Annotated in this window: 22 protein-coding genes and 1 pseudogene; 5 read left to right on the forward strand and 18 right to left on the reverse strand. The window is 56.5% G+C overall.

The genetic code is table 11. The annotated features are described in order from the left end of the window. Positions 1-437: 437 nt before the first annotated feature. The 3 genes from JQR86_RS04475 to JQR86_RS04485 all read right to left on the reverse strand — a co-directional run bounded on the left by JQR86_RS04475 (position 438) and on the right by JQR86_RS04485 (position 1,885). Positions 438-1,028 carry an NUDIX domain-containing protein gene (locus tag JQR86_RS04475; protein ID WP_434154838.1) on the reverse strand — a complete coding sequence of 197 codons (591 nt, stop codon included), beginning with the start codon at positions 1,026-1,028 and terminating at the stop codon, positions 438-440. 134 nt (positions 1,029-1,162) lie between these two features. Then, the gene (locus JQR86_RS04480) at positions 1,163-1,525 is read right to left on the reverse strand and encodes a COG4315 family predicted lipoprotein (RefSeq protein ID WP_074825039.1); all 363 of its coding nucleotides are present in this window, start codon (positions 1,523-1,525) and stop codon (positions 1,163-1,165) included. A gap of 135 nt (positions 1,526-1,660) precedes the next feature. After that, positions 1,661-1,885: a hypothetical protein gene (locus JQR86_RS04485; protein WP_010795453.1), complete on the reverse strand. Its 225-nt coding sequence runs from the start codon at positions 1,883-1,885 to the stop codon at positions 1,661-1,663. A gap of 251 nt (positions 1,886-2,136) precedes the next feature. Between JQR86_RS04485 and JQR86_RS04490 the strand changes: the two genes are divergently transcribed. Then, positions 2,137-2,937 carry a glycosyltransferase family 9 protein gene (locus JQR86_RS04490; protein ID WP_434154404.1) on the forward strand — a complete coding sequence of 267 codons (801 nt, stop codon included), beginning with the start codon at positions 2,137-2,139 and terminating at the stop codon, positions 2,935-2,937. 32 nt (positions 2,938-2,969) lie between these two features. On the opposite strand, the gene yedF is transcribed toward JQR86_RS04490, so the two are convergent. Both yedF and yedE read right to left on the reverse strand, forming a co-directional pair. Further along, the gene (gene yedF, locus JQR86_RS04495; protein ID WP_074825034.1) at positions 2,970-3,242 is read right to left on the reverse strand and encodes a sulfurtransferase-like selenium metabolism protein YedF; all 273 of its coding nucleotides are present in this window, start codon (positions 3,240-3,242) and stop codon (positions 2,970-2,972) included. After that, positions 3,187-4,413, reverse strand: a pseudogene (yedE, locus tag JQR86_RS04500) (selenium metabolism membrane protein YedE/FdhT); the annotation flags it as partial. The gene yedF and the pseudogene yedE, both read right to left, overlap by 56 nt. A gap of 256 nt (positions 4,414-4,669) precedes the next feature. On the opposite strand from yedE, the gene JQR86_RS04505 reads away from it, so the two are divergent. The 3 genes from JQR86_RS04505 (at position 4,670) to JQR86_RS04515 (ending at position 8,360) form a co-directional block, all read left to right on the forward strand. After that, positions 4,670-5,680, forward strand: a complete 1,011-nt coding sequence (locus tag JQR86_RS04505) for an AI-2E family transporter (protein WP_219653256.1) — start codon at positions 4,670-4,672, stop codon at positions 5,678-5,680. 115 nt (positions 5,681-5,795) lie between these two features. Continuing rightward, positions 5,796-6,062 (forward strand): DksA/TraR family C4-type zinc finger protein, encoded by a 267-nt coding sequence (locus JQR86_RS04510; protein ID WP_019364310.1) that lies wholly within the window; start codon positions 5,796-5,798, stop codon positions 6,060-6,062. 354 nt (positions 6,063-6,416) lie between these two features. Further along, on the forward strand, positions 6,417-8,360 hold the full coding sequence (locus JQR86_RS04515) for a methyl-accepting chemotaxis protein (RefSeq protein WP_010795446.1): 1,944 nt from the start codon (positions 6,417-6,419) through the stop codon (positions 8,358-8,360). A gap of 58 nt (positions 8,361-8,418) precedes the next feature. Here JQR86_RS04515 and JQR86_RS04520 read toward each other — a convergent pair whose 3' ends face one another. Continuing rightward, the gene (locus tag JQR86_RS04520) at positions 8,419-9,018 is read right to left on the reverse strand and encodes an NUDIX domain-containing protein (RefSeq protein ID WP_434154406.1); all 600 of its coding nucleotides are present in this window, start codon (positions 9,016-9,018) and stop codon (positions 8,419-8,421) included. A 235-nt stretch (positions 9,019-9,253) separates the two neighbouring features. Between JQR86_RS04520 and JQR86_RS04525 the strand changes: the two genes are divergently transcribed. Further along, on the forward strand, positions 9,254-10,063 hold the full coding sequence (locus tag JQR86_RS04525; RefSeq protein ID WP_434154407.1) for a DsbA family protein: 810 nt from the start codon (positions 9,254-9,256) through the stop codon (positions 10,061-10,063). Positions 10,064-10,134: 71 nt separating this feature from the next. On the opposite strand, the gene ureC is transcribed toward JQR86_RS04525, so the two are convergent. The 12 genes from ureC to JQR86_RS04585 all read right to left on the reverse strand — a co-directional run bounded on the left by ureC (position 10,135) and on the right by JQR86_RS04585 (position 23,310). After that, a complete protein-coding gene (gene ureC / locus JQR86_RS04530; protein WP_434154408.1) occupies positions 10,135-11,835 on the reverse strand; it encodes an urease subunit alpha in 1,701 nt (566 codons plus the stop codon). A 185-nt stretch (positions 11,836-12,020) separates the two neighbouring features. Next, positions 12,021-12,326: an urease subunit beta gene (locus JQR86_RS04535; RefSeq protein WP_010795442.1), complete on the reverse strand. Its 306-nt coding sequence runs from the start codon at positions 12,324-12,326 to the stop codon at positions 12,021-12,023. After that, entirely contained in the window at positions 12,323-12,859 is a 537-nt protein-coding gene (locus JQR86_RS04540; RefSeq protein WP_407362199.1) for a GNAT family N-acetyltransferase, read from the reverse strand. Before JQR86_RS04540 ends, JQR86_RS04535 begins: the two co-directional genes overlap by 4 nt. Then, complete coding sequence (locus tag JQR86_RS04545; RefSeq protein WP_286787401.1) at positions 12,852-13,364, reverse strand: GNAT family N-acetyltransferase; 513 nt, start codon at positions 13,362-13,364, stop codon at positions 12,852-12,854. Before JQR86_RS04545 ends, JQR86_RS04540 begins: the two co-directional genes overlap by 8 nt. Before the next feature lie 7 nt (positions 13,365-13,371). Further along, positions 13,372-13,674, reverse strand: coding sequence for an urease subunit gamma (locus JQR86_RS04550; protein WP_010795439.1), 303 nt, complete (start codon positions 13,672-13,674; stop codon positions 13,372-13,374). Further along, complete coding sequence (locus JQR86_RS04555; protein ID WP_434154410.1) at positions 13,674-14,513, reverse strand: urease accessory protein UreD; 840 nt, start codon at positions 14,511-14,513, stop codon at positions 13,674-13,676. The genes JQR86_RS04550 and JQR86_RS04555 overlap by 1 nt, the downstream gene beginning before the upstream one ends. Positions 14,514-14,603: 90 nt before the next feature. After that, positions 14,604-15,302, reverse strand: coding sequence for an urea ABC transporter ATP-binding subunit UrtE (gene urtE / locus JQR86_RS04560; RefSeq protein ID WP_434154411.1), 699 nt, complete (start codon positions 15,300-15,302; stop codon positions 14,604-14,606). A gap of 99 nt (positions 15,303-15,401) precedes the next feature. Then, positions 15,402-16,235 carry an urea ABC transporter ATP-binding protein UrtD gene (gene urtD, locus JQR86_RS04565; protein ID WP_434154412.1) on the reverse strand — a complete coding sequence of 278 codons (834 nt, stop codon included), beginning with the start codon at positions 16,233-16,235 and terminating at the stop codon, positions 15,402-15,404. Then, complete coding sequence (gene urtC / locus JQR86_RS04570; protein WP_125887781.1) at positions 16,232-17,311, reverse strand: urea ABC transporter permease subunit UrtC; 1,080 nt, start codon at positions 17,309-17,311, stop codon at positions 16,232-16,234. Before urtC ends, urtD begins: the two co-directional genes overlap by 4 nt. Further along, on the reverse strand, positions 17,308-18,882 hold the full coding sequence (gene urtB, locus JQR86_RS04575; protein WP_434154413.1) for an urea ABC transporter permease subunit UrtB: 1,575 nt from the start codon (positions 18,880-18,882) through the stop codon (positions 17,308-17,310). Before urtB ends, urtC begins: the two co-directional genes overlap by 4 nt. A 108-nt stretch (positions 18,883-18,990) precedes the next feature. Next, a complete protein-coding gene (gene urtA, locus JQR86_RS04580) occupies positions 18,991-20,265 on the reverse strand; it encodes an urea ABC transporter substrate-binding protein (RefSeq protein ID WP_434154414.1) in 1,275 nt (424 codons plus the stop codon). Positions 20,266-20,556: 291 nt separating this feature from the next. Continuing rightward, the gene (locus tag JQR86_RS04585) at positions 20,557-23,310 is read right to left on the reverse strand and encodes a hybrid sensor histidine kinase/response regulator (protein WP_407362194.1); all 2,754 of its coding nucleotides are present in this window, start codon (positions 23,308-23,310) and stop codon (positions 20,557-20,559) included. Positions 23,311-23,330: the final 20 nt, after the last annotated feature.

Below are 23,330 nucleotides of genomic sequence, written 5' to 3' on the forward strand. Positions count from 1 at the left end.
ATCTTTTGGAAAGGGCCGTACCGTAACAAGCCTGGCCTATGATCAGCAATCACCTCATGCAGAGTTTGTGCATGGAGCACGCCGCGCGGGGGCCGTCAAACAGGGTATATGCCAAATTCTGGCTAGAACCTGAACGATCCACACCTTTTCAGGCCAGTAAGCCGGAATATTATTTCCTGATGCGTCTATCCGGTGCTTGCATATCACGAGCTTGCCAGCATATTGGCTGGCCACTGATTCAACTGATAAGAGGTGTGCGACCTCTTGCAAACGCAGAGGTTTCTGCCTTTGCAAGAGAGGGGGCTAAAAGTGTGAAACGGCTTGAAAATCTGGTTAAAGCACGTCCTGGCCATGTTCAACGAAGAGCATGGTCGTAGGCCGCAAGGTCTGCAGCAGGATATTCGCTTTGAGAGGCGGATTAGCCATGTGTACGATGTCTAGCGCTTAGGGAACAAGTAGAGCGCTGCATAGTGCACCAGCATGATGGTCTTGGCGTCCAGAATGCGTCCGGCGCGAATCATGTCCAGCAACTCATCGAAGCCAAACTCCATTACTTCGATGTCCTCACCTTCATCAGCCAGCCCACCCCCTTCGCTTCTATGTGTATCGCTATCGTATTCTGCCGCGAAGAAGTAGAGTTTTTCCGTGACCGAGCCCGGGCTCATGTAGGCTTCGAACAGCTTGGTGACATGATGGAGGTGGTATCCCGTTTCCTCTTCGATTTCAGCGCGGATGCGCTCTTCAGGCGCGGCATTGTCGAGCAGGCCGGCCGGCGTTTCGATCAACATGCCATCAGGAATGCCATTGAGATAGGTCGGCAGGCGGAACTGTCGGATCAGCACAATGGTACGGCGATCCAGGTTGTACAACAGTACCGTCGCGCCGTTGCCGCGGTCGTAGGTCTCACGGGTGTGCTGCTGTCGTGATCCATCACGCCGCTGGTAATCCAGGGTGTACTTGGTCAGCACGCCCCAGTCATTGGCAAGAATCTGTGAGTCGAGGATACGGATGGGCGAGGAGTCGGTCATGAAGAGTTCTCGAAAGAGGGTATTCAGGCGGGCTGATGCCGGGCTCAGGTGCTGGGTATTGATGAGCATGCCAGTGCATCTTGGCAGCGGTGTGTCAGAAGGGAAACCGGCGCGGTAGCCGGTTTCCTGAGCCGTTATGGTTTGGCTATATGCCAGACACCACCCTTGCCATCGCCAGTCTTGTCACCAGCCTTTTTGTCCTGGACGAAGGTATACAGCGGCTTGCCCTTGTAGGTCCACTGCATGGCGCCATCTTCGCGCTCGATCACGGTCCAGGCATCCGAAGGCTTGCTGCCAGCCTCTACCTTGAGCGGCGGCCAGTTTTCCGCGCATTTGCCATTGCAACTGGAAACACCTTCAGTGTCCTTGTCGTAGGTATATAGCGTTCTGCCCTGGTCATCGACCAGAACACCATTTTTTTCCATCGCTGGGGAGGCTGCCAGCGCAGCGCTGGAGGCCAGAAGGGCAGTTACAGCAAACAGGGCTTTGACAGTCATGGTGGTCTCCATGGATAAACAACTTGTTATAAGCAGTTTCCTTGTCACCTACACACGGACCGGCGGTGCCGGGTAGTGTTCCTTACAGGTTCGGCTCCAGGGCTTTTTCGACATGCCTTGTATAATGCTTCTCATCTATAACGTGGCAACCAGTTTGCCAATGGCGTCCAGTGCCAGCGCAAGCAGGGCGGCAATCCCGACAGAGCCTATAACCAGAGCCTTACCCCACCATACGCCCCATTTCACAAGGCCGGCCACAATGCCAACAGCGCAAAGCAGCAGCCCGAGCTGAAGATAGTAAGTCGTCCAGGCCAAGGTCTGAATGAACAGCAGCCATAGCTCGTTGAGTTCCTGGTACATCAAGCGCTCCGGTATCCGATCAGCCCACACTATCGCACGTCTGGCTGAAAAGCCGTGTGCCCCTGTGGTTACTCTGTGACGATGCTGTCGACAGCATCGCTCAGAACCGATGGAAATACCCGCTTACACCCTTAAAAGGTGTCTGCTTAACGAAACGCTCACGAATGCAGTTTGGTTAAGCAAATCTTAAGGATGAGCCTGCTAGTCTCCTGGCACATTTTGGGTTCGGCATTACATTCGGGAGAAATCGAATGGGATGGGGTGACGAGCTGATGGCTGCGGGTCAGGCCCGCGTGCATTATGAAAAGACCCGGCAGAAAGTGGTGTTCGTGGATTGTGAGGGGCAGCCGCGCTGGTCGGAGATCTGGGAGAACAATCCCTATATTCTCAAACAGCCGGAGCCAGGGTGCGTCACGATATGCAACGCACCCAAGAGCCGTCCGTATATCTACCGCAAGAACAAGAAGGTCTGCGAGTGGCAGGTCTTTGAGCTGGTGCCTGGCGAGATATCTTTCTCTGCCCAGGAACTGGCGTTCGGTCGACAACATGCCCAGGGCTCGATTGTCATTGAGCCCCATACCAAGGTGACCGATTCCAACAAGGCCTGGCTCTGGGAGCGTTGGGAACAGCTGGCTCGGTGCGGCTTCGACTTCGTGCAGTTGGGGCCGGAGGGAACCCGGCTGCTTCCAGGGGTACGGCATGTCGTGACGGCCAGCTTTCGCGAAGCGGCGGCCGTACTGGCTCACGCCCGGGGTTTTGTTGGGGCTGAAGGCGGAATGCACCATGCTGCTGCAGCGGTTTCAACGCCAGCCGTTGTGCTGTTTTCAGAGTTTATTTCGCCACGGGTCACGGGTTACCTGGGTCATATCAATCTGTATCAAGGCAAGACGCCGTTGGGTAATGGCGCACGGCTGCCCTGCAAGAAGTGCCGGGCGTCCATGCAGGCGATCACTGTCGATCAGGTGGTGTCGGCATTGAATGAATTGATGTCAGTCGGCTCAGCCATAAGGCCCGGTGTTGCCATGGCGCACCGAGTGGCTGCCGAGGCGTAAGTCGAATGGGGGCCTCCAGAGAGGCCTCCTGACTACACGGTGACGCTGGCTGCCGTCTGGCCTGCCTTTTCCGCAGGGACTTCGATCAGGAAGCGGAACAGCGAGCCATGCTGCTCGACGCTACGGCACAGATAGCCATAGCGTTGGGTATCCTCTGGAATGCCATGTACCGACTGCGCACAGTCGGTAATGACTTCGAGCAATTGACCAGCCTGCATCGTTTCCAGGGTTTCCAGTGTAGCGATGGCGTTATAGGGGCAGTGTTCGCCCCTCAGGTCGAGAGACAGATCCGGTTGTGTGCTCATGGACTCTCCTGGAGGTGCCGAAACGGCGAGCGTTGAGTTGAACCAATAGCAGGGCGATGCCCAGGCCGATAAAGGTCAGTAGCAAACCATAGCCAGGGCCGACGGCTTTCAGTAAGTCGATCTTGGGATAGGGAAGCGCCAGTGCATTACCCAGCTCGTCCCAATACACTGCCACCAACGTACCGCCAATCACATTGCCCAGGCCCACTACCCAGAAGTGCACCTGTCCTTCTACGGCGCGGTACATCCAGCCGGTCTCGCAGCCACCGGCCAATACGATGCCGATACCAAAGAGCAGGCCGCCAATGATGGCGTTCGGGCCCATCCAGAAAATCTTGGGCGCAACGCCCAACTGAATCGCACCAAAAGTGCCGATGGACGCAGCCGCCATCCCCAACAGAATCCCTTGGGCAGCCCGAGTGCGGCCGGTCGTCCAGATGTCACGGGCGGCGCTGGTAAAGCAGATCTGGGCCCGCTCGATCAGGGTGCCGAACAAGAGCCCGAATATGCAGGCGATACCCAATACAAAGGAGGCCTCGAATCGCCAGGCGGCCAGCAGTGCCGTGGCACACAGTACGGCGATGCCCAGGCGGGATTGTGTTCTGACCCGGCGTGCAAGCGCATCCGGGGAGGGCAGGGATGAGCGGGTTTTGCCAACCTTGAGTGGCGCTCTCAGAAAGGGCAGCAGGCTGAGCTTCACCCCTATCCAGGCTCCTGCGACAGTCGCCAGCATGAAAGCCCAGGCATGCAGGGAAAACATAGGGATGCTGGTAAAAAAGGCTGCCAGATTGCATCCCATGGCCAGGCGAGCACCGAAGCCTGCAACGATCCCACCAATCAATCCCTGCAGCAGGCGCCTACGACTGGTAGGCCAGCGCCAGCCCACATTGCCTGCGAACAACGCCATGCTCAAGGCACCGAGAAACATGCCGGCGATCATGACACCGTCGATCCGGTCCAGCGGGGTACCCTGCAAACCGATGAGCTTGAAATAGCTCCATTCCTCAGGATGGAGGCCGAACCAGGACAGTACATGTCCTCCCCAACGGGTAAATTCTCCGATGACGGCCCAGAACGTATGGGTGAGCGTGAAGTAATACGCCGAAAGGACTCCCAAGGCGACCAGTGTCGGAAGGGGAGCCCAGAAGCGGACAAGGTACGTTTGACGAAAATGAGCGAGACCGGCGAATACGTAGCAAAGCCTCTGAAAGGGAAACGCGTAGTATAGAGCAACCCTTCATTTTGTAGTGTTTTTAGGCGTCATGCCGACGAATTTTGAAAGACCCGGACATGAACGGTATTTCCCGCGCGGGCCTTTAACAGGGCACAATAGAGGTTGCGCAAGAGCCGCAGTCACCTCTGTTTTACGATAATGATTGATGGAATGGATTGCCTCCTTGAGGCTGCCTTACAACGCATAGGACATCATGCCCGTATTTACGCCTCGTCAGATTCTTCTGGGTAGCTGGTTCGTTATTCTGGCCAGCCTCATGTTGGTTTTTCCGCTTGGATTGGTCCCCAGTCTGTTTGCCGGTCTGCTGGTCTTTGAACTGGCCAATATGCTGGAGCCTCGCCTGCAGGGGCTTATTTCCGGTGATCGTGCCCGTATCGTGGCGGTAGCCCTGCTGGTGACCCTGGTTGTCTGTGTACTGGCCGTGTTCTTTGCGGGCGCGATCAGTTTTGTACTGCATGAAGTCCGTAATCCGGGCAGTCTGATCGATAAATTCATGGCGCTCACCGAGCGTGCCCGTGGGCAACTTCCCATGGCGCTCGATAAATACCTGCCCGCCAGCGCCGAAGATTTTCGTCACTCGGTCAATGAGTGGCTAGGTGCTCACTTAGGTGAGCTGCAGACCATTGGCAAGGATGCCATACACACGTTTGTCACCCTCGTAATTGGCCTGATCCTGGGCGCTGCCGTTGCTTTGCAGCGCAAGCGCAGCAGAGCCCAGGAACGTCCGCTGTCCACTGCGCTGCTGGACCGTGTGGCGCTGCTGTCAGAGGCATTTCGCAACGTGGTATTTGCCCAGGTAAAGATCTCCTTTATCAATACCATTCTGACAGCCGTCTTTCTTGCGGGTGTGTTGCCGCTCTGTGGCATCCACTTACCCCTGATCAAGACAATGATCGTAGCGACCTTCATTCTGGGGCTGCTGCCCGTGATCGGGAATTTGCTCTCTAATACCCTGATTCTGATCGTAGGGCTGTCGGTTTCGCTGTGGGTGGCAGTATCCGTAGGGTGCTATCTGGTCGCTATCCACAAGCTTGAGTATTTCCTTAATGCGCGCATTGTCGGAGGGCAAATCAAGGCCCGCTCCTGGGAATTACTGTTAGCCATGCTGGTTTTTGAATCGGCTTTCGGCCTACCAGGACTTGTGGCTGCGCCTATTTATTACGCCTATCTCAAAAGTGAGCTGACACGAGCAGATCTGGTGTAAACGAGTCGTAGGATGTCATTGGTCGGCTACGGCAAATGACGTTGCGCTGGCCTCTTGTTATAGGTGCAGATGTACCCATATCAACAGGATGTCTCACAGCTAATGGGAGAGTCCTATGGCCAGTGGTTGGGCAAACGACGGGGCGGTTCAAGAGCAGATCGACAGCACCATTGAAGATGCTATCCAGCGCGCTCGAAGCCAGATGGCGCGTGGTGAAAGCCTGACGCATTGCGAAGAGTGCGATGCGGTTATTCCCGAAGCTCGACGCCAGGCAGTAAAAGGTGTGCGCTTGTGCGTTAACTGTCAGGCCGCGCACGACAAGGAGCAGGCCCGGTTCAGCGGCTATAACCGACGTGGCAGCAAGGATAGTCAGCTACGCTAGAGAGCAGTAGGGAGCAAGGTAATAGAGCCACCTTGCTGCTCATTAAAGCCTTATAAATACAGGGCTTGTCAACGCACGCTAGCATCTTTCTAAGGAATCATGACGTTGCCTTTTTAAAAGGCAACGCCTTATTGTCCGGTTTTTATTGTTGCCGTCAGTCACCCACTCTCCAAAAACCATTCTCTCCCCGTAAAGTTCTTCTTCTGTTCGTCGATACGCGTTGCACTATTTATTCGTTTACTCAAAGAACGTCTAGACGCTAGCTGTGCCCTTGCATTTAGGGTTACCGCTTAACTATCTCCAGATCTCTTTGCAGCATCTCTTCTAGTCGCGGAATTCGAGGCACGTTACGTTATGCGTCTTTGGCGAAACAGTATCCAGTGGCAGCTTATCTTGAGCATGGGCGCCGCCTTGGTCATTAGCAGTTTGGTTGTAATTGGTATCTATGCCTATGCCTTGAATCGGTTAACCGATCGTTATCTGCTTCAAGAGGCTATGCCGACCAGTGTCAAAGCGATTCGAAATGATCTTGAGCGAGTACTGACCGTCCCGCTGACCACGGCCAGTAATATGGCCAACAATACATTGATTGCCGACTGGTTGAGTGCTGGCGAAGCTGTCGAGCAACAGCCTCAGTTCGTACATTATTTATCGAATCTCCAACAGCATTACAACGCGCTCGTGTCCTTTATCATCTCCAAGGATTCCGGCCATTATTTTACGAACAAAGGCCTGGATATCACGCTCAAACCTGGCGAAGCGAACAGTAAGTGGTTTTATGACTTTCTGGCGAGCGGACAACAGCGTTTGATCGTGATCGACATTGATAACAATACTCATATGCCCACCTTATTTATTGATGAGCGTATCGAGCGCGACGGCCGCCTGTTGGGTGTAGTAGGGCTGGGCTTCAGCCTGACAGCATTGTCAGACATGATTCGTGACTTCCGTTTTGGCCAGCAGGGTCAGGTTTATTTAGTCAGTCCAGACGGCAAGGTGAAAATCCATCCCCAGGCCGAACTCAATGACAAGAAGATGCTTGAGCAGTTAGTAGGAACTGGGCCCGCCCAGCAACTGATTGCCAAGGCAAAAGGCGCTGACAGTCAGGCTGTGATGTTTGAGCGGGATGGCCAGGAATACGTAGCGGTAGCTGAGCCAGTCGAGTCGCTTGGATGGACGCTGGTTAGCGAGGTGCCGCTTTCGGAGGTTTATGGTCCTGCCCAAAAAGCTTTGTTTGTCATTTCTGGTATTAGTCTGGCCGTTGTTCTGGCGTTTCTGGGACTGGTTGTCTGGATGGCGCGCAGTATTGTTCGACCGATTCGCCAGGTAACAACCGCACTGATCGATATTGGTAGCGGTGATGGTGACCTAACGCGTCGGCTTGATGAAAGCCGTGCGAATGAACTAGGTGATCTAGCGCGTGGCTTTAACCGATTTGTTGAAAGTTTGCGCGAGCTGATCGGTAATGCCCTGCATACCAGCGAGCAGCTTCGGCAGAATGTGGTCCAGGTTGCCCAGGTAGTGGACAGCACATCGACGCGAGCGACCCAGCAGCAGCATATGACCGACATGGTGGCTACCGCTGTGCATGAAATGGGGCTGACCGTGCAAGAGATCGCACGCAATGCCGGCGCTGCAGCTGAGGTCTCTTGCAGCACTCAGGAAGAGGCGGTATCCGCTAAGCAGGTGGTTGGGCAATCTATCCAGTATGTCCAAGGGATGTCGGCCGATATTGAGGAGGCGGCAAGCGCTGTAGGTGCCCTGGCTCAACAGGTCGATACCATTGATGAGGTTTTGCTGGTAATTCGTAGTATTTCCGACCAGACGAATTTGCTGGCGCTCAATGCAGCCATTGAGGCAGCACGTGCAGGGGAAATGGGGCGTGGATTTGCCGTGGTGGCTGATGAGGTTCGTACCCTAGCTGGCCGTACCCAAAGCGCGACCTCTGAAATTCAGCGCATGATTGGTGAACTCAAAGGGCGTGCTGACGAGGCCGTTGCTTCCATACGTGCCGGACAGTCGGCTACTGAAACGGGCGTAGAGGCCAGCAGACAAACAGGCCGGTCATTAGATGCCATTGCTGCGCATGTCGAAGAGCTTACGGATAGAAACCATCAGGTGGCGACCGCTACTGAAGAGCAAAGCTCAGTAACGGAAGAGATCAACCGAAACGTTCAGGGTATCGCTGATCTTGCTCAAACAACGGTCAAGGATGTGAATGCCTGTCGTGCGGATTGTCAGGAACTGTCTCTTATGGCCGATCACTTGGCCACGCAAATGGCACGGTTCCGCCTGTAAGGAACCGCGTTCGGGCGAGTGGGCTTAGTAAGCTTACTCGCCCGAAAAATGGCTGACATTACGCTACAGGTTTATCGAATACGTGTAACGCTGCGTGATAGAGCAGGGTGATGGTCTTCATGTCTTTTATCTGCCCCTGCCTGACCAAACCTAGCGCTTCATCGAAAGGCATTTCTAATACCTCGATGTCCTCACCTTCTCCTTCCAGACCACCACCGTCTTCCTTGCGGTTACTTGACTCGTATTCAGCCGTGAAAAAAGAGAGCTTTTCCGTCACGGAACCGGGGGTTGAATAGGCTTCAAACAGTGGCGTGACATTCTGGATGTCATAGCCGGTCTCTTCACGAATCTCTTCCTTAATACGTTTCTCAGGAGACGCCTTATCAAGCTTGCCGGCTGGTGTTTCGAGCAACATGCCGTCCGCTACGCCATTGACGAAGGCAGGAAAGCGAAATTGCCGGGTGAGCACAACGGTCCGCTGCGACCGGTTATAGAGGAGCACGGTAGTGCTGTCGCCTGCATCGTAGGTCTCTCGGGTCAGCTGTTGCCATTGGCCGTTACGGCGGCGGTAGTCAAAGGTGTTTGTCTTGAGTACGGAGAAGCCTTCGGAGAGCACTTCGCTCTTCACTATCCGGATGAAGTCAGCTTGATCAGTCATTTACATTTACCTCGCTAAAACCATTCGGACTCTCATTCATGGCAAACGTCAGTTGAAGGCGACCAGCTGTCCCAAGGCATTCTGCTGGATTGCCTTCAGGTGTGCCGAATGCCTCAGGTTTGTGCCTGTTCCATTCAACCTGTTTTTGTAAAGGCCTCGGCATGCGGTACGATCATGAACTTTCCGCCCACCGGCGGAGTGCTATTTCCCCTCGTTCATAGCCAAGGAACCACAGATGCAGAATTTCAAAGGTCGGACGCTGCGTGCCAAATCAGCTCTTGCAGCATTGGTTCTGGCCTGCGCTCCCTTTGCCCATGCCGATAGCAGTGTTGGCGGTTTCAATACCAGCCAGCAGGATGCGATTGGCAAGATCGCCGCGGATTATCTGATCAAGCACCCTGAGGTGCTGGTTCAGGTCAGTCAGGCGTTGCAGCAGAAACAACAGGAAGAGCAGATCAGTCAGCTGACCGTGGGTGCCGTAGCTTCCGCCGATGCCTTGCTCAACGATGCCAAGACGCCTGCCGTAGGGCCGAAGGATGCCAAGGTGGCGATCGTCGAGTTTTTCGATTACCAGTGCATCTATTGCTATCACATGTCTGAGACGGTCGAAGTACTGATCAAGGCGAATCCTAATGTTCGCTTCGTCTTCAAGGAGTTCCCGGTCTTTGGTGCTCGCTGGCCGGCCTCCATCCTGGCGGCGGAAGCCGGTCAGTATGTGTATGCGAAGAAGGGTGGTGAGGCTTACCTGAAATACCATAACGGTCTGTTTGCAACCGGCAAGAACGAGGGCAAGCTGACCGAGCAGGACGTGGAGAAGGCTCTGAAAGCCGTTGATCTGAAGCTGGCCGATGTCAAGGCTGACGCGAAGACGCTAGAGTCCCAGATCCAGGCCAACATGGACCTGGGCAGCAAGATGCAGATCCAGGGTACGCCTACGTTCGTAGTCATGCCGACCAAGGGCGCAACTGCAGACAACGTGACCGTTATTCCCGGCGCGACCGATACGGAAAACCTGCAGAAGGCCATCGACGCCGCCAGCAAGTAATTCCGTTTATCCAAGGCAGCGTTATCGTTCAGAAGCGGTAACGCTGCCTTGGGCCTTCCGCAAGACCTTGATCAAAACAGGAAATACCGCTGTGCCATGGGCAATACTTCTGCCGGCTCGCACCACAACAGCTGTCCATCCGCTTTGACTTGATAATTCTGCGGATCGACTTCGATGGTGGGTAAATAGCCGTTATGGATCAGGTCGGTTTTCTTCACCGTACGGCAGCCCTTTACGACGCCAATCTGCTTCTTGAGGCCTAACTGGGCAGGCACACCTGCGTCAAAGGCCGCCTGACTGATAAAGGTCAGGCTTGTGGCGTGACGCGCACCGGCGTAGCTTGCGAACATAGGTCGATAGTGAACCGGTTGCGGCGTAGGGATGGACGCGTTGGCGTCACCCATTAGGCTCGCCGCAATGGCACCGCCTTTTAGGATCAATGAGGGTTTCACTCCAAAGAAGGCCGGGCGCCACAAGACCAGGTCCGCCCATTTACCCACTTCGATGGAGCCCACTTCATGGCTAACACCATGGGTGATGGCTGGGTTGATGGTGTACTTGGCAATATAGCGTTTGGCGCGGAAATTATCGTTGCCGGGGCCGTCTTCAGGCAAGGCGCCACGCTGCTTCTTCATCTTGTCGGCGGTTTGCCAGGTACGGGTTATGACCTCGCCTACCCGGCCCATGGCCTGGCTGTCAGAACTGATCATTGAAAACGCGCCCAGGTCATGGAGGATATCCTCGGCGGCAATGGTCTCACGACGGATACGGCTTTCGGCGAAGGCTACGTCTTCAGCAATGCTTGGGTCGAGATGATGGCAGACCATAAGCATGTCCAGGTGCTCATCAATGGTGTTCTTGGTAAACGGCCGGGTTGGATTGGTAGAGCTGGGCAGTATATTGGGGAAACCGCAGGCCTTGATGATATCCGGCGCGTGTCCACCACCTGCACCTTCGGTGTGATAAGTGTGAATGGTGCGGTCTTTGAATGCGCCCAGGGTTGTCTCGACAAAGCCAGACTCATTCAGCGTATCGGTATGGATTGCAACTTGGATATCGTACTGGTCAGCCACTGCAAGGCAGTTGTCGATAGCTGCCGGTGTCGTGCCCCAGTCCTCATGCAACTTAAGGCCAATAGCACCAGCCTTGATCTGCTCTATTAGCGGTTCGGGGACGCTCACATTGCCTTTGCCGGTAAAACCGATGTTCATCGGGAAGGCATCTGCCGCCTGCAGCATGCGCGCCATATGCCAGGGGCCGGGCGTTACGGTAGTCGCATTGGTGCCTGTCGCTGGGCCTGTGCCTCCGCCGATCATGGTAGTCACACCACTCATGAGGGCCTCTTCGATCTGCTGCGGACAGATGAAGTGAATGTGACTATCGATGCCGCCTGCTGTGAGGATCATGCCTTCCCCAGCGATGACCTCTGTTGCGCCACCAATAGCAATCGTTACTCCCGGCTGGATGTCCGGGTTGCCTGCCTTGCCGATGGCTGCAATACGACCATCCTTGAGGCCAACGTCCGCTTTCACAATCCCCCAATGGTCCAGAATCAGCGCATTGGTGATCACCGTGTCGGCCACGTCGGCTGCGCAGCGCTGACTTTGGCCCATGCCGTCACGAATCACCTTGCCGCCCCCGAACTTGACCTCTTCACCGTAAACGGTGTGATCGTGCTCGACCTCAATCCACAGGTCCGTATCCGCCAGACGCACCTTGTCGCCCGTAGTGGGACCGAACATGTCGGCATAGGCTTGGCGTGAAATCTTCATATCACTCATCCTGATCGTGTAGGGAAGGGGGGCGCAGCGCCGGTCCCGTTCTGTGTTTCGGGTGTGGGTTGGTAAGGGGTATTACTGCCTTCAGGCGGCGCGCCTTGACCATCCTGGCAATGGGATGGAAGGTGCGAAGCAATACCCATCATCAAGACTGATGTTCATTGCATCGGAGCTGCGCGTTATAAATGGCCCATCACACGGCCAGCAAAGCCATACACAATACGGTCGCCTGCCAGCTCCACTAGCTCTATATCGCGTGACTGACCCGGCTCGAAGCGTACTGCCGTACCCGCCGGAATGTTCAGGCGCATGCCACGGGCCTGCTCACGGTCAAAGGCGAGGGCATCGTTGGTTTCGAAGAAGTGATAGTGAGAGCCGACCTGGACAGGGCGATCCCCCGTGTTGGCTACCGTCAGGCTCAAGGTTCGACGACCGGCATTGAGTTCTATATCGCCGTCTTTGATCTGGTATTCGCCAGGGATCATGAGAGGCTCCTGAGCTGCTTGTAGTAAAGGGCGGTCGGGTGATAGATGCCGTCGGGGTTCGCGGCATAATCCGGGATTTCCCCGACACGCTGATATCCCAGGTATTGATAGAGCTGTTCGGCGCCTGAACCCGCCAGCGTATCGAGGTAGAGCAGGGTGCGGCCCATGTCCAATGCAGCGCTTTCCAGCGTGATCATCAGCCGATGTGCGATGCCGTGCCGCCGAGCGCCACGTAGTACCATCAACTTTTGTACTTCGGCGCGCTTGAGGCCATTGCGTTTGGTCGCTGGCGCCAGTTGCACGCTACCGGCCACCGTCCGGTCACCTAACAGCGCAACCCAGAGATGAAGGCCGCCATCTGCGATGTCCTGTTGAACGTTATCCAGATATGCGTCAACTTCGGCATCGCTCAGATCAGCCAGAAACCCGATCGAGGCGCCGCCTGCAACACAGTCACGCAAAAGGTCGCCTAAGCCCCGCCTGTAATGTTGAAATGCCTCTGCACCGACGCGTTCAAGGGTGACGTCAACCATGATGGGACTCCAGTTTGAGTTGCATGAATGTAAGGTCCAGCCACCGATCGAACTTGCGGCCCACTTCCGGCATCTGGCCGGTCGTTACGAAACCCAGTCGCTCATGTAGGCGGATCGACGCGGTATTACCGCTCTCGATAGCCGCTACCATCATGTGTAGATTGGCCTTGCGGGCATACTCGATCAGCGCTTTCATCAACATGGGCCCGATGCCCTGACCACGCTGATCGCTGCGGACGTATACCGAATGCTCGACGGTATGACGGAAACCCTCAATGGTTCGCCAGGTGCCATAACTGGCATAGCCGACTACCTCACCGGCAGCATCACGGGCAACCAGTACGGGAAACCCCTGGGCGGTGCGGTCTGCCAGCCAGGCGCGGCGGTTGGCCAGATCGACCAGGGTCTCGTTCCAGATCGCCGTGGTGTTTTCTACGGCGTCGTTGTAGATGGCCAGAATGCCAGGCAGATCGGATTCGTGGGCAGGAGCGATAGAGCACGTCATAACAGCCTCAGGCAATCGGTTGGTGTACGGTTACAAGCTTGGTCCCGTCGGGAAAGGTAGCTTCCACCTGGATGTCTGGAATCATTTCCGGAACCCCTTCCATGACCTGTTCGCGGGTAAGCAGCGTGGTGCCGTAGTGCATCAGCTCGGCTACCGTCTGGCCGTCCCGGGCGCCTTCGAGCAGGGCGGCCGATATAAAGGCCATGGCCTCGGGATAATTGAGCTTGAGGCCCCTGGCCAGACGCCGTTCAGCCACAAGACCGGCAGTGAAAATCAATAGTTTGTCTTTTTCGCGAGGTGTCAAATCCATTAGGTGCTCCAGATGCGAGGAGAGACGGCGCGGCGGCCTAGCAGGGCAGGGCGTAACAGCGTCCAGAGTTCGATCAGCCAGGCACGTGCCGCCAACGCCTCATGGGCAAGACAACGAGCTACCAGCAGGCCAGGGAGTTGTGAGAGATCGCCACGGCCCTGGCACGGCAGGGCGCGGCAGGCCTGTAGCAGGGATTCGTCAATATCGCCGGTCACGATCAGCGTGGCGAAGACAGGATATCCGGCGAGTCCAATAGGCGATTCCAGTAAACGGTCGCCTCCGGCAATGCGCTGACGCTCATGCCATAGCAGATGGCCGTCGCGGTAGATGTCCAGATGAGACTGGAAGTGTCCTGTAGCAAAGCGCTCTTGGCTGGCGGGGCGACCCAGGGCAACCATGTCCCAGTAAAAAAGGCGGGCGTCACCTTCAAGATTGATACGGGTAGCTAGCTCGGCCTGCGCACCCGAGAAGACAATGGTTTCCTGAGGTAGCCATTCCAGCGTGGCGCCGGACTCGACGGCGACTGTGAGACACTGATGAGCCGGGCCTGTCGCGCAATACCACTTGGCGGCACCCGGACTGGTCAGTTGCGCCCAGGCCTGCTCACCGACACGAGCACTGATTGCCAGGCGATCTCCGCCAGCAATACCGCCAGGTGGGTGAACAATGATGTGCTGGCACACCTCCGGCCCCTCCGCGTGCAAATGCTTCTGCACCCGCAGTGGACCGGCATGCCGCCGCATGACTGGACGCGTCCAGTCATCTTGGCGCGCATAGGCCAGCTCCAGCTCGGCCTGCCAGGCAGGGGTAAACAGGGCGGATGTAATTGGTGCGTTCATCGGTTCTTATCTGTTTTGGTTTACCGTCAGCATCATTACGCTGAACTGCGGGATCATGGCATGCCGCGTGGGTGCTCTGGCAAGCGGTTTTCAAATGGCGACCAGACCGCGTACGCCGTCGGCCTCCATCTGTGTACCCTGGCCGCGCTGGATGATTTCCCCACGAGACATCACAAGATAGTGATCGGCCAATTCGGCGGCAAAATCATAAAATTGCTCCACCAGCAGGATGGCCATGTCGCCCTTGGCCGCCAAACGCTTGATGACCGTACCGATCTCCTTGATAACGGACGGCTGAATCCCTTCGGTGGGCTCATCAAGAATCAGCAGGCGCGGTTGGCTGGCCAGGGCGCGGCCAATGGCGAGCTGTTGCTGCTGACCGCCAGACAGATCACCCCCTCGGCGATGCCTCATCTGCTTGAGAACAGGGAACAGCTCATAGATAAAATCAGGGACTTCCTTGGCTTGTCCGGCCGGAAAGCGAGACAGGCCTATCAGCAAATTTTCCTCTACGGTAAGCCTAGGGAAAATCTCACGACCCTGCGGTACATAGGCGACACCGGCATGAATCCGCTGGTGTGGCTTGAGCGAAGTAATCACATTGCCTTCCCAGGTCACGCTTCCCTGTTTTGAGGGGATGAGACCCATCAGACACTTGAGCAGCGTTGTCTTGCCAACGCCGTTTCGGCCCAGCAGACACGTGACTTCGCCAATTCTTGCCTCAAAGGACAGACCGCGCAGGATGTGGCTACCACCGTAATACTGATGAAGTTCGTTAACCTGAAGCATCGTTGTTCCTTATGGACGCATGAGCGAGAAGGGCGATACCTACTCATCAATTGCCAGCTGCACAACATTGCTGGGCTTAATCCACGCTATGGGGCGCTTTCATCGACCTAGATAGACCTCGATGACCTGCTCATTGGCCTGTACTTCGGCAAGCGAGCCCTCTGCCAGAACACGCCCTTGGTGCAGCACGGTGACATGGTCAGCGATGGTGTCGACAAAGCCCATGTCATGCTCCACCACCATGAGCGAATGCTTGCGAGCCAGCGACTTGAACAGCTCCGCTGTAAACTCGGTTTCGGCATCTGTCATACCGGCTACCGGCTCGTCCAGCAGGAGTAACTGGGGCTCCTGCGTCAGTAGCATGCCGATTTCCAGGAACTGCTTCTGCCCATGGGAGAGCAACCCGGCCGGTCGATGACGCGATTCGCTCAGGCGGATCGTGGTCAAGATGTCTTCGAGTCGCTCCTTCTGCTCACCACTAAGCGTTGCTCGCAAGCTGGCCCAGACAGACTTGTCGGCCTTTTGTGCCAACTCCAGGTTTTCATACACGGTAAGCGCTTCGAATACCGTAGGCTTCTGAAACTTCCGACCGATGCCTGCCTGAGCGATTTGCACCTCGCTCATCTGTGTCAGGTCCAGGGTTTCGCCAAAGTAGGCCTTGCCAGTATCGGGGCGGGTCTTGCCGGTGATGACGTCCATCAGGGTCGTCTTGCCGGCACCATTGGGCCCGATGATGCAGCGCAGTTCTCCCACGCCGATGTAAAGCGTCAGGTCATTTAGCGCCTTGAATCCATCGAAGCTGACACTGATGTCCTCTAGCGTAAGAATCGTGCCGTGGCGGGTGTCGAGACCGCCTGTAACACTGTGGCCCAGCCCGCTCGATTCGCTGCCTAGGGAGGCATCGAGCAGCTCAGGTACAGGAGCGGCTTTCATAGGTCTTTATCCTTACGGATCAGTCCGATCACGCCCTTGGGAAGATAGAGGGTTACTACGATGAACAGCAGGCCCAGAAAGAACTGCCAGTACTCGGGAAAGGCAACGGTGAACCAGCTCTTGGCACCATTGACGATGCCCGCACCAACAATCGGGCCAATCAGCGTACCTCGGCCGCCCAGAGCCACCCAGATGGCAGCCTCTATGGAATTGGTCGGAGCCATTTCGCTCGGGTTGATGATGCCCACCTGAGGTACGTACAGCGCACCCGCCAGACCACAAAGCACAGCCGACAGCGTCCAGACGAACAGTTTGAAGCCGCGTGGATCGTAGCCGCAGAACATGACGCGGTTCTCCGCATCGCGAATGGCGGTAAGAATGCGGCCGAATTTACTGCGCGCGAGTTGCCAGCCCAGGAGCAGACTGCCTACAAGCAGGGCGACTGTCAGCAGGAAAAGCATGGCACGCATGCCCGGTGAGGCGATCGGGAAGCCGAGTAGGGTAGTGAAGCCGGTGAACCCATTGTTGCCGCCAAAACCGGTCTCGTTGCGAAAAAACAGCAGCATGCCGGCAAAGGTCAACGCCTGGGTCATGATCGAAAAGTACACACCCTTGATGCGTGAGCGAAAGGCAAAAAAACCAAACACAAAGGCAAGCACACCAGGTGCAAGTACGACCAGGCACAGCGCCCACAGAAAGTGCTGCGTACCCGCCCAGAACCAAGGGATTTCCGTCCAGGACAGAAACGACATGAAGGCCGGGACGCCTTCTCCGGCAGACTGGCGTACCAGGTACATGCCCATCGCGTAGCCGCCCAGGGCGAAGAACAGGCCGTGGCCGAGCGACAACAGTCCGGCGTATCCCCAGACCAGGTCCAGAGCAAGCGCCACGATGGCATAGCAGAGAATCTTGCCTACCAGTGTCAGGGTATAAGCCGACACCTGTAATGGGTTGTCGGCCGGTAGCAAGGAGAGAAGCGGCAAGGCAAGCAGGCCAACCAGGGCTAATCCGCCAAGGGCCAGGGTCCAGCGCGGGCCGGCTTTTTGCGCAAGCGTAATGGTCAGGGGCTGGTTCAATCGATAACCCTCCCTTTGAGAGCGAAGAGGCCTTGGGGGCGCTTCTGGATAAACAGGATGATCAGCGCGAGGATCAGGATCTTGCCCAGTACTGCGCCGATCTGTGGTTCGAGAATCTTGTTGGCAATGCCCAGGCCGAACGCAGCCATGACGCTTCCAGCCAGCTGGCCAACCCCGCCAAGCACCACGACCAGAAAGGAGTCGATAATGTAGCCCTGACCCAGGTCAGGTCCGACGTTGCCAACCTGCGACAGCGCCACGCCACCCAGGCCGGCAATACCCGAGCCCAGGCCAAATGCCAGCATGTCGATGCGCCCGGTCGGCACGCCGCAGCAGGCTGCCATGTTGCGGTTCTGCGTCACGGCGCGGATATTCAAGCCTAGCCGGGTCATATTGAGCAGACTCCAGGTGAGAACCAGAACCGCAATTACAAAACCAATGATGATCAGCCGGTTATATGGCAGCAGCAGATTCGGCAAGACCTGGATACCGCCCGAGAGCCATGCCGGATTTGCCACTTCCACGTTTTGGGCCCCGAACACGACGCGCACTAGCTGGATCAACATCAGGCTGATGCCCCAGGTAGCCAGCAGGGTTTCAAGCGGGCGACCGTACAGATGGCGGATCACGGTACGTTCCAGTGCCATGCCAATGATCGCCGTGATAAGAAATGCCACAGGCAGAGCCAGCAGTGGATAAAACGCGAGCCAATCGGGCGCCAGACGCTGGAACAACAGTTGAACCACGTACGTGGAGTAGGCGCCCAGCATCAGCATCTCGCCATGGGCCATATTGATCACACCCAGCAGTCCGTACGTGATGGCAAGGCCCAGGGCTGCCAATAGCAGAATCGAGCCCAGGGAAAGGCCGGTAAAGGCCTGTCCAAGCAGATCACCGATCAGCAGGCGACGTTCCACCTGTTGCAGACTGGTTGCTGCGGCCTTGCGTACATTGGCGTCGGTCTCGTTGGCGGGATTGGTCAGCGCCTGCAGGCGAGTGCGTGCCTGGGGCTCACCGGTATCGCCCAGCAGGCGCACCGCAGCCAAACGCACGGCAGGATCAGGATCGGTCAACTGTAGGTTGGCCAGGGCAAGGCTCAACGCCTGTTTGACGTTTTCATCTGCCTCGATATGCAGGCGCTGTTCGAGCAGCATACGCTGTTCTGGCTTGGCTTCCTGCCGTAATGCCTGTGCGGCGTGCAGACGTGCCGAAGCATCGTCGGACAGGAGCTGGTGGCTCGCCAGGGCATTGCTGATCAAGACCCGGAGCCGGTTGTTCAAGCGGAAGCTTTTCGGCGTGCCGACAGGCGCTACTGTAGAGTCACCTTCTGCGGCATGCAGTGTATTGCCGCCCTTGTAGAACACGTGCTTTTCATCGTCGATGACTACGGTGTTGTCCTGCAGGGCTTGTAGAAAAGGTAAGCGGTCAGGGCTGGGCTCAGCCGACCAGGCTTGTAGTAGCTTGATCTGTTCGGCGCTGCTGGCGGCGGCGAAGTCACTGGCCGGGCCGGCGCAGGCCAAGCCGGTAGCGCTCAGCAGCAAGGCAGTCAATAAAAAGGAAACCAGGCGCATGTTTTCTCTCGTGTGTGCAGGGGCTGCACCCTCGGGCGCTTCGTGGCGAAGCAGACACTGGCAAGCGAAAGGCTCCCCAATGCCCGCGACGCGTTATCAACTCATGCGTTAAAACGTACCCTTGACTGGATGATCCGGCTTCTTGTCATTGCCGGTGATATAAGGGCTCCAGGGCTGTGCGCGGATGGGACCTTCGGTCTGCCAGACCACACTGAACTGACCGTCATCCTGGATCTCGCCGATCATGACCGGCTTATGGAGGTGATGATTGGTCTTGTCCATGGTCAGGGTGTAGCCGGAGGGAGCCTGGAAGCTCTGATCAGCCAGCGCATCACGGACCTTGTCCACATCGGTCGATTTGGCCTTCTCGACGGCCTGCGCCCACATGTGGATACCTACGTAGGTCGCTTCCATCGGGTCATTGGTGACAGCTGTAGCGGCGTTGGGAAGGTTATGGGCCTTGGCATAGGCCTTCCAGTCGGATACGAATTTCTCGTTGACCGGATTTTCGACGGACTGGAAGTAGTTCCAGGCTGCCAGATGACCGACCAGTGGCGCCGTATCAATACCACGCAGCTCTTCTTCACCCACCGAGAAAGCCACTACCGGTACGTCTGTTGCCTTCAACCCCTGGTTGGCCAGTTCCTTGTAAAAGGGCACGTTGGAATCGCCGTTGATGGTCGAGACCACAGCGGTCTTGCCGCCGGCAGAGAACTTTTTGATATTGGCAACGATGGTCTGGTAGTCGCTATGACCAAAGGGGGTATAGACCTCTTCGATATCCTTGTCGTCTATACCCTTGCTATGCAGGAAGGCGCGGAGGATCTTGTTCGTGGTACGAGGATAGACGTAATCGGTGCCCAGCAGGAAAAAGCGCTTGGCGGCACTACCATCCTCGCTCATCAGGTATTCCACTGCCGGAATGGCCTGCTGATTGGGCGCTGCGCCGGTATAGAACACGTTGGGCGACATTTCCTCGCCCTCATACTGAACGGGGTAGAACAACATGCCGTTCAGCTCTTCAAAAACCGGTAATACGGATTTGCGAGAGACGGAGGTCCAGCAGCCAAATACCACGGCTACCTTGTCCTGAGTCAGTAGTTGGCGTGCTTTTTCTGCAAACAATGGCCAGTTGGAAGCAGGGTCAACCACCACCGGCTCAAGCTTTTTACCGTTTACGCCGCCCTTGGCATTGATTTCATCGATGGTCATTAGCGCCATGTCTTTGAGCGATGTTTCGGAGATCGCCATGGTGCCGGACAGGGAGTGCAGAATACCGACCTTAATGGTGTCGGCGGCGTGCGCAGCGCTGAAAGGGAAAAGTCCGCTGAACAGCAGGGCGCTAGCGGCCAACGTTGTCTTGAGTAGGGGACGGCGCTTCATGCATGGCTCCTGGATGATCGTGCTCGATTGTGGGTAAGCCTTCTCGGCTTTAATCGATGCATTTCACTATCCATGCCAAACTGCCACAGCCTCTGATTTGACTGGACTTTCATACTCAAACGCTGGCGGCGTAGTAGACGTGCTGCCTTCTTTTGGTGCTCTGGGTGAATACGAAAAACCAGGCGGCCCTTTTTTGGGGCGCCTGGCTTGGGCCGCTATTTGGATGAATTATAAGCAGCCTATTGGACGAGTCAGGCAGCTACATGGTGAAGAAGTCACGTAGCTGCCACCTTACTTCTTTGTTTCGCCTCGCTCGCGTTCGCCAGCCCAGAACTGCACAAGGTCACGCAATTGAGACAACTCCACAGGCTTGGCCATATGACCATCCATTCCGGCTTCCTGGGCGCGTTCCTTGTGTTCGGAAAGGATATGCGCCGTCAGCGCCACAATCGGTGTTCGTGGGCGGTTCTCACGGGTCTCCCACGCACGCATGCGTTCGGTTGCTGTAAAGCCGTCCATTTCCGGCATCTCGCAGTCCATCAATACGAGGTCGTATTGGGTCTGTTGCATGGCTGCCAGGGCTTCGAGGCCATTTGTGGCTGTATCCGGCTCGATGTTGATCTTTTTCAACATGCCGCGAATAACCTTGGTTGAGATGATGTTGTCCTCGGCAACCAGAACCTTGAGGTCGTTTGGCAGAGGCGCCGACTGGGTCTCTCGAGGCGTCTCGCCCAGCGGCTGGCTGCGTCGGGAGAGTTCATCGGCCAGTGTGGCCTTCAGCGTGTAGCCTGCTACAGGCTTGGTCAGGACACGCTTGATACCCGCGTTGCGTGCAATGATCTTGCTGGGCGCGTTAGTGATACCGGTCAGCATGATCAGTAGCAGATCATGGCTCAGGTTGGGATCTTCGTTGATCCGTGCGGCCAGTTGCATGCCGGTCATGCCTGGCATCTCCTGATCCAGCAGCACGACATCGAAATATTCCTGCAGGTTCGCCTTGGTACGCAGGAGTGCCAAAGCTTCCCGCCCGGAAGCCGCCAGGGTGACATTCATGCCCCAGGCACTGCATTGCAGCTGGAGAACCTTGCGGCAGGTTTCGTTATCGTCGACCACCAGCAGGCGGACGCCATGCAGGGGACGGTCGAGATCAGCGCCGGGATTATCCAGAAGGCCTTGTGGAACGGGAAGGGTAAGCCAGACGGTCGAGCCAGTTTCAGCGCCGCTTTCGATACCCAGCTCACCCTTCATCAGCATGATCAGGCGCTGCGTGATGGCAAGACCCCGATGGGCACCCGATACACCAGCTGCCAGAAACTCCCGGCTGTCCAACGTGCTGGAAACCAGGCGGTTACGGGCCTCAGGCTCCAGGGGCGTACCGCTGTCCTGAACGGCGATACGCAGGCGAGGGTTTGGCATTCCTTGGCCTTCCAGAGCCACCACCAGCAGGATCTCGCCTATTTCAGTCCGCTGGAAGGCATTATCCAGCAGGCTTAGCAACACCTGGCGCAGACGCGTCGGGTCACCCGTCATCATGCGCGGCACCTGGGGCTGGATAAAGCTGATCAGTTCAACCTGTCGATGCTCGGCCTTGGCTCTGAAAATATCAAGGCTGTCCTCGATCAACGCATTGAAGTCGAATTGGACATCTTCCAGTTCGATCTGGCCAGACTCGAGCCTTGATATATCCAGAATTTCATTGATCAGGCTAAGCAGCTCATTACCTGCGCTGTGAATGGTCTGGACATAATCCCGCTGCTTGGGTGACATAGCGGTGCCTAAAAGCAGCTCGGTCATGCCCAATACACCGTTCATAGGGGTGCGTATTTCGTGGCTCATGCGTGCCAGGAAGTCTGCCTTGCCTTTGATTTCAGCCGTGTTGGCGGCTTGGTCACGGCTCATCAGGAAGTGCTTTTCAAGCAGATAACGCTGGCGCTCGCCTACGGCCACCGTAAACAGAAAGCCGGTAATCACGCTGACCATGACCAGTGCGCGTCCCAGCCATTCTGGTGAGGACCAGTAACCCATCATGCGGGGCAGGGCCAAACCACCCGCAATGATGGCCAGCAGATAGGCCAGCGCCAGCCAGCGTGCGGGCTTGAAGCCCTGTTGCCAGTATTTGACGCTGATGGCGAAAAGGGTGAAAACACTTAGGCCGATGAGGCTGTAAAGCACCTCGCCGATGTATACGTCCTTGGTCAGAATCAGGAACGCGGCCGCCAGCACAAGCGCGATGAACTCGACATAAAGCACCAGTTGCAGGCGTAATGGCAATTGCTGGCCGTTAAAGAAAGCGCTGGTAAAGTAGAGCGCACACGCCATCGTTGCTAGGGTAGAGAGATCCATCAGCAATGGCGTCAGGTACAGTTTTTCGACCAGGATCATGCTGGCCAGGCCGAAGATGTTAAAGGCGGCCACCATCTGCAGGCCGAGCAGAATGGTCAGGGCAATACCGGTACTGCTGCGCCGGTAGAAGAGCTGCATCATGTTGAAGATCATGAGCATGCACAGGCAGCCCAACAGCGTGCCGAACATCAGCAGCCGGAAGGCAATGGTGATTTCGGCATTGGGCGCAATCTTCAGAAAGGCACGAATCGGACTTCGGCTTTCCATGCGGACAAAAACGTCCAGCGGGCCGGCGGTACTCGGCAGGGTAAACAGAAAGTCGCGGCTGGGCTGCTCACGGTAGTTACCGGGGCGTGCGATGCCGGTTCGATTGAGGGACAGGGTCCTGCCATCACTCAGGGCATAAAAATCGATATATGCCACGTTTGGTGCAATGGCCCGTAGAACGCGTGAGGCATCCGAGGCGGGCAGGCGAGTATAGAGCCAGATTGCTCCTTCATCAGCCGGACGATGGGTTTCCTGGCCTGGGAGCGATCTGAACTCAGAAAGTCGCTCACGCACATCGCTCAGCTGCAGGCTACCCTCTGGATCATCCAGGCGTGACCATGCCGCCATTTCGTCGGCAGCTGCAGGAAACGAGGCATACAGGAAAGCCAGCATAACGCTGGCAAACAAACAGATGGCGGTCCTGAGCCGGCGCACGAAAATTCCCTTCGTAAGTT

This window comes from Pseudomonas sp. JZ134, from assembly GCF_051027695.1.
GTDB classification, from domain to species: Bacteria; Pseudomonadota; Gammaproteobacteria; order Pseudomonadales; family Pseudomonadaceae; genus Chryseomonas; species Chryseomonas luteola.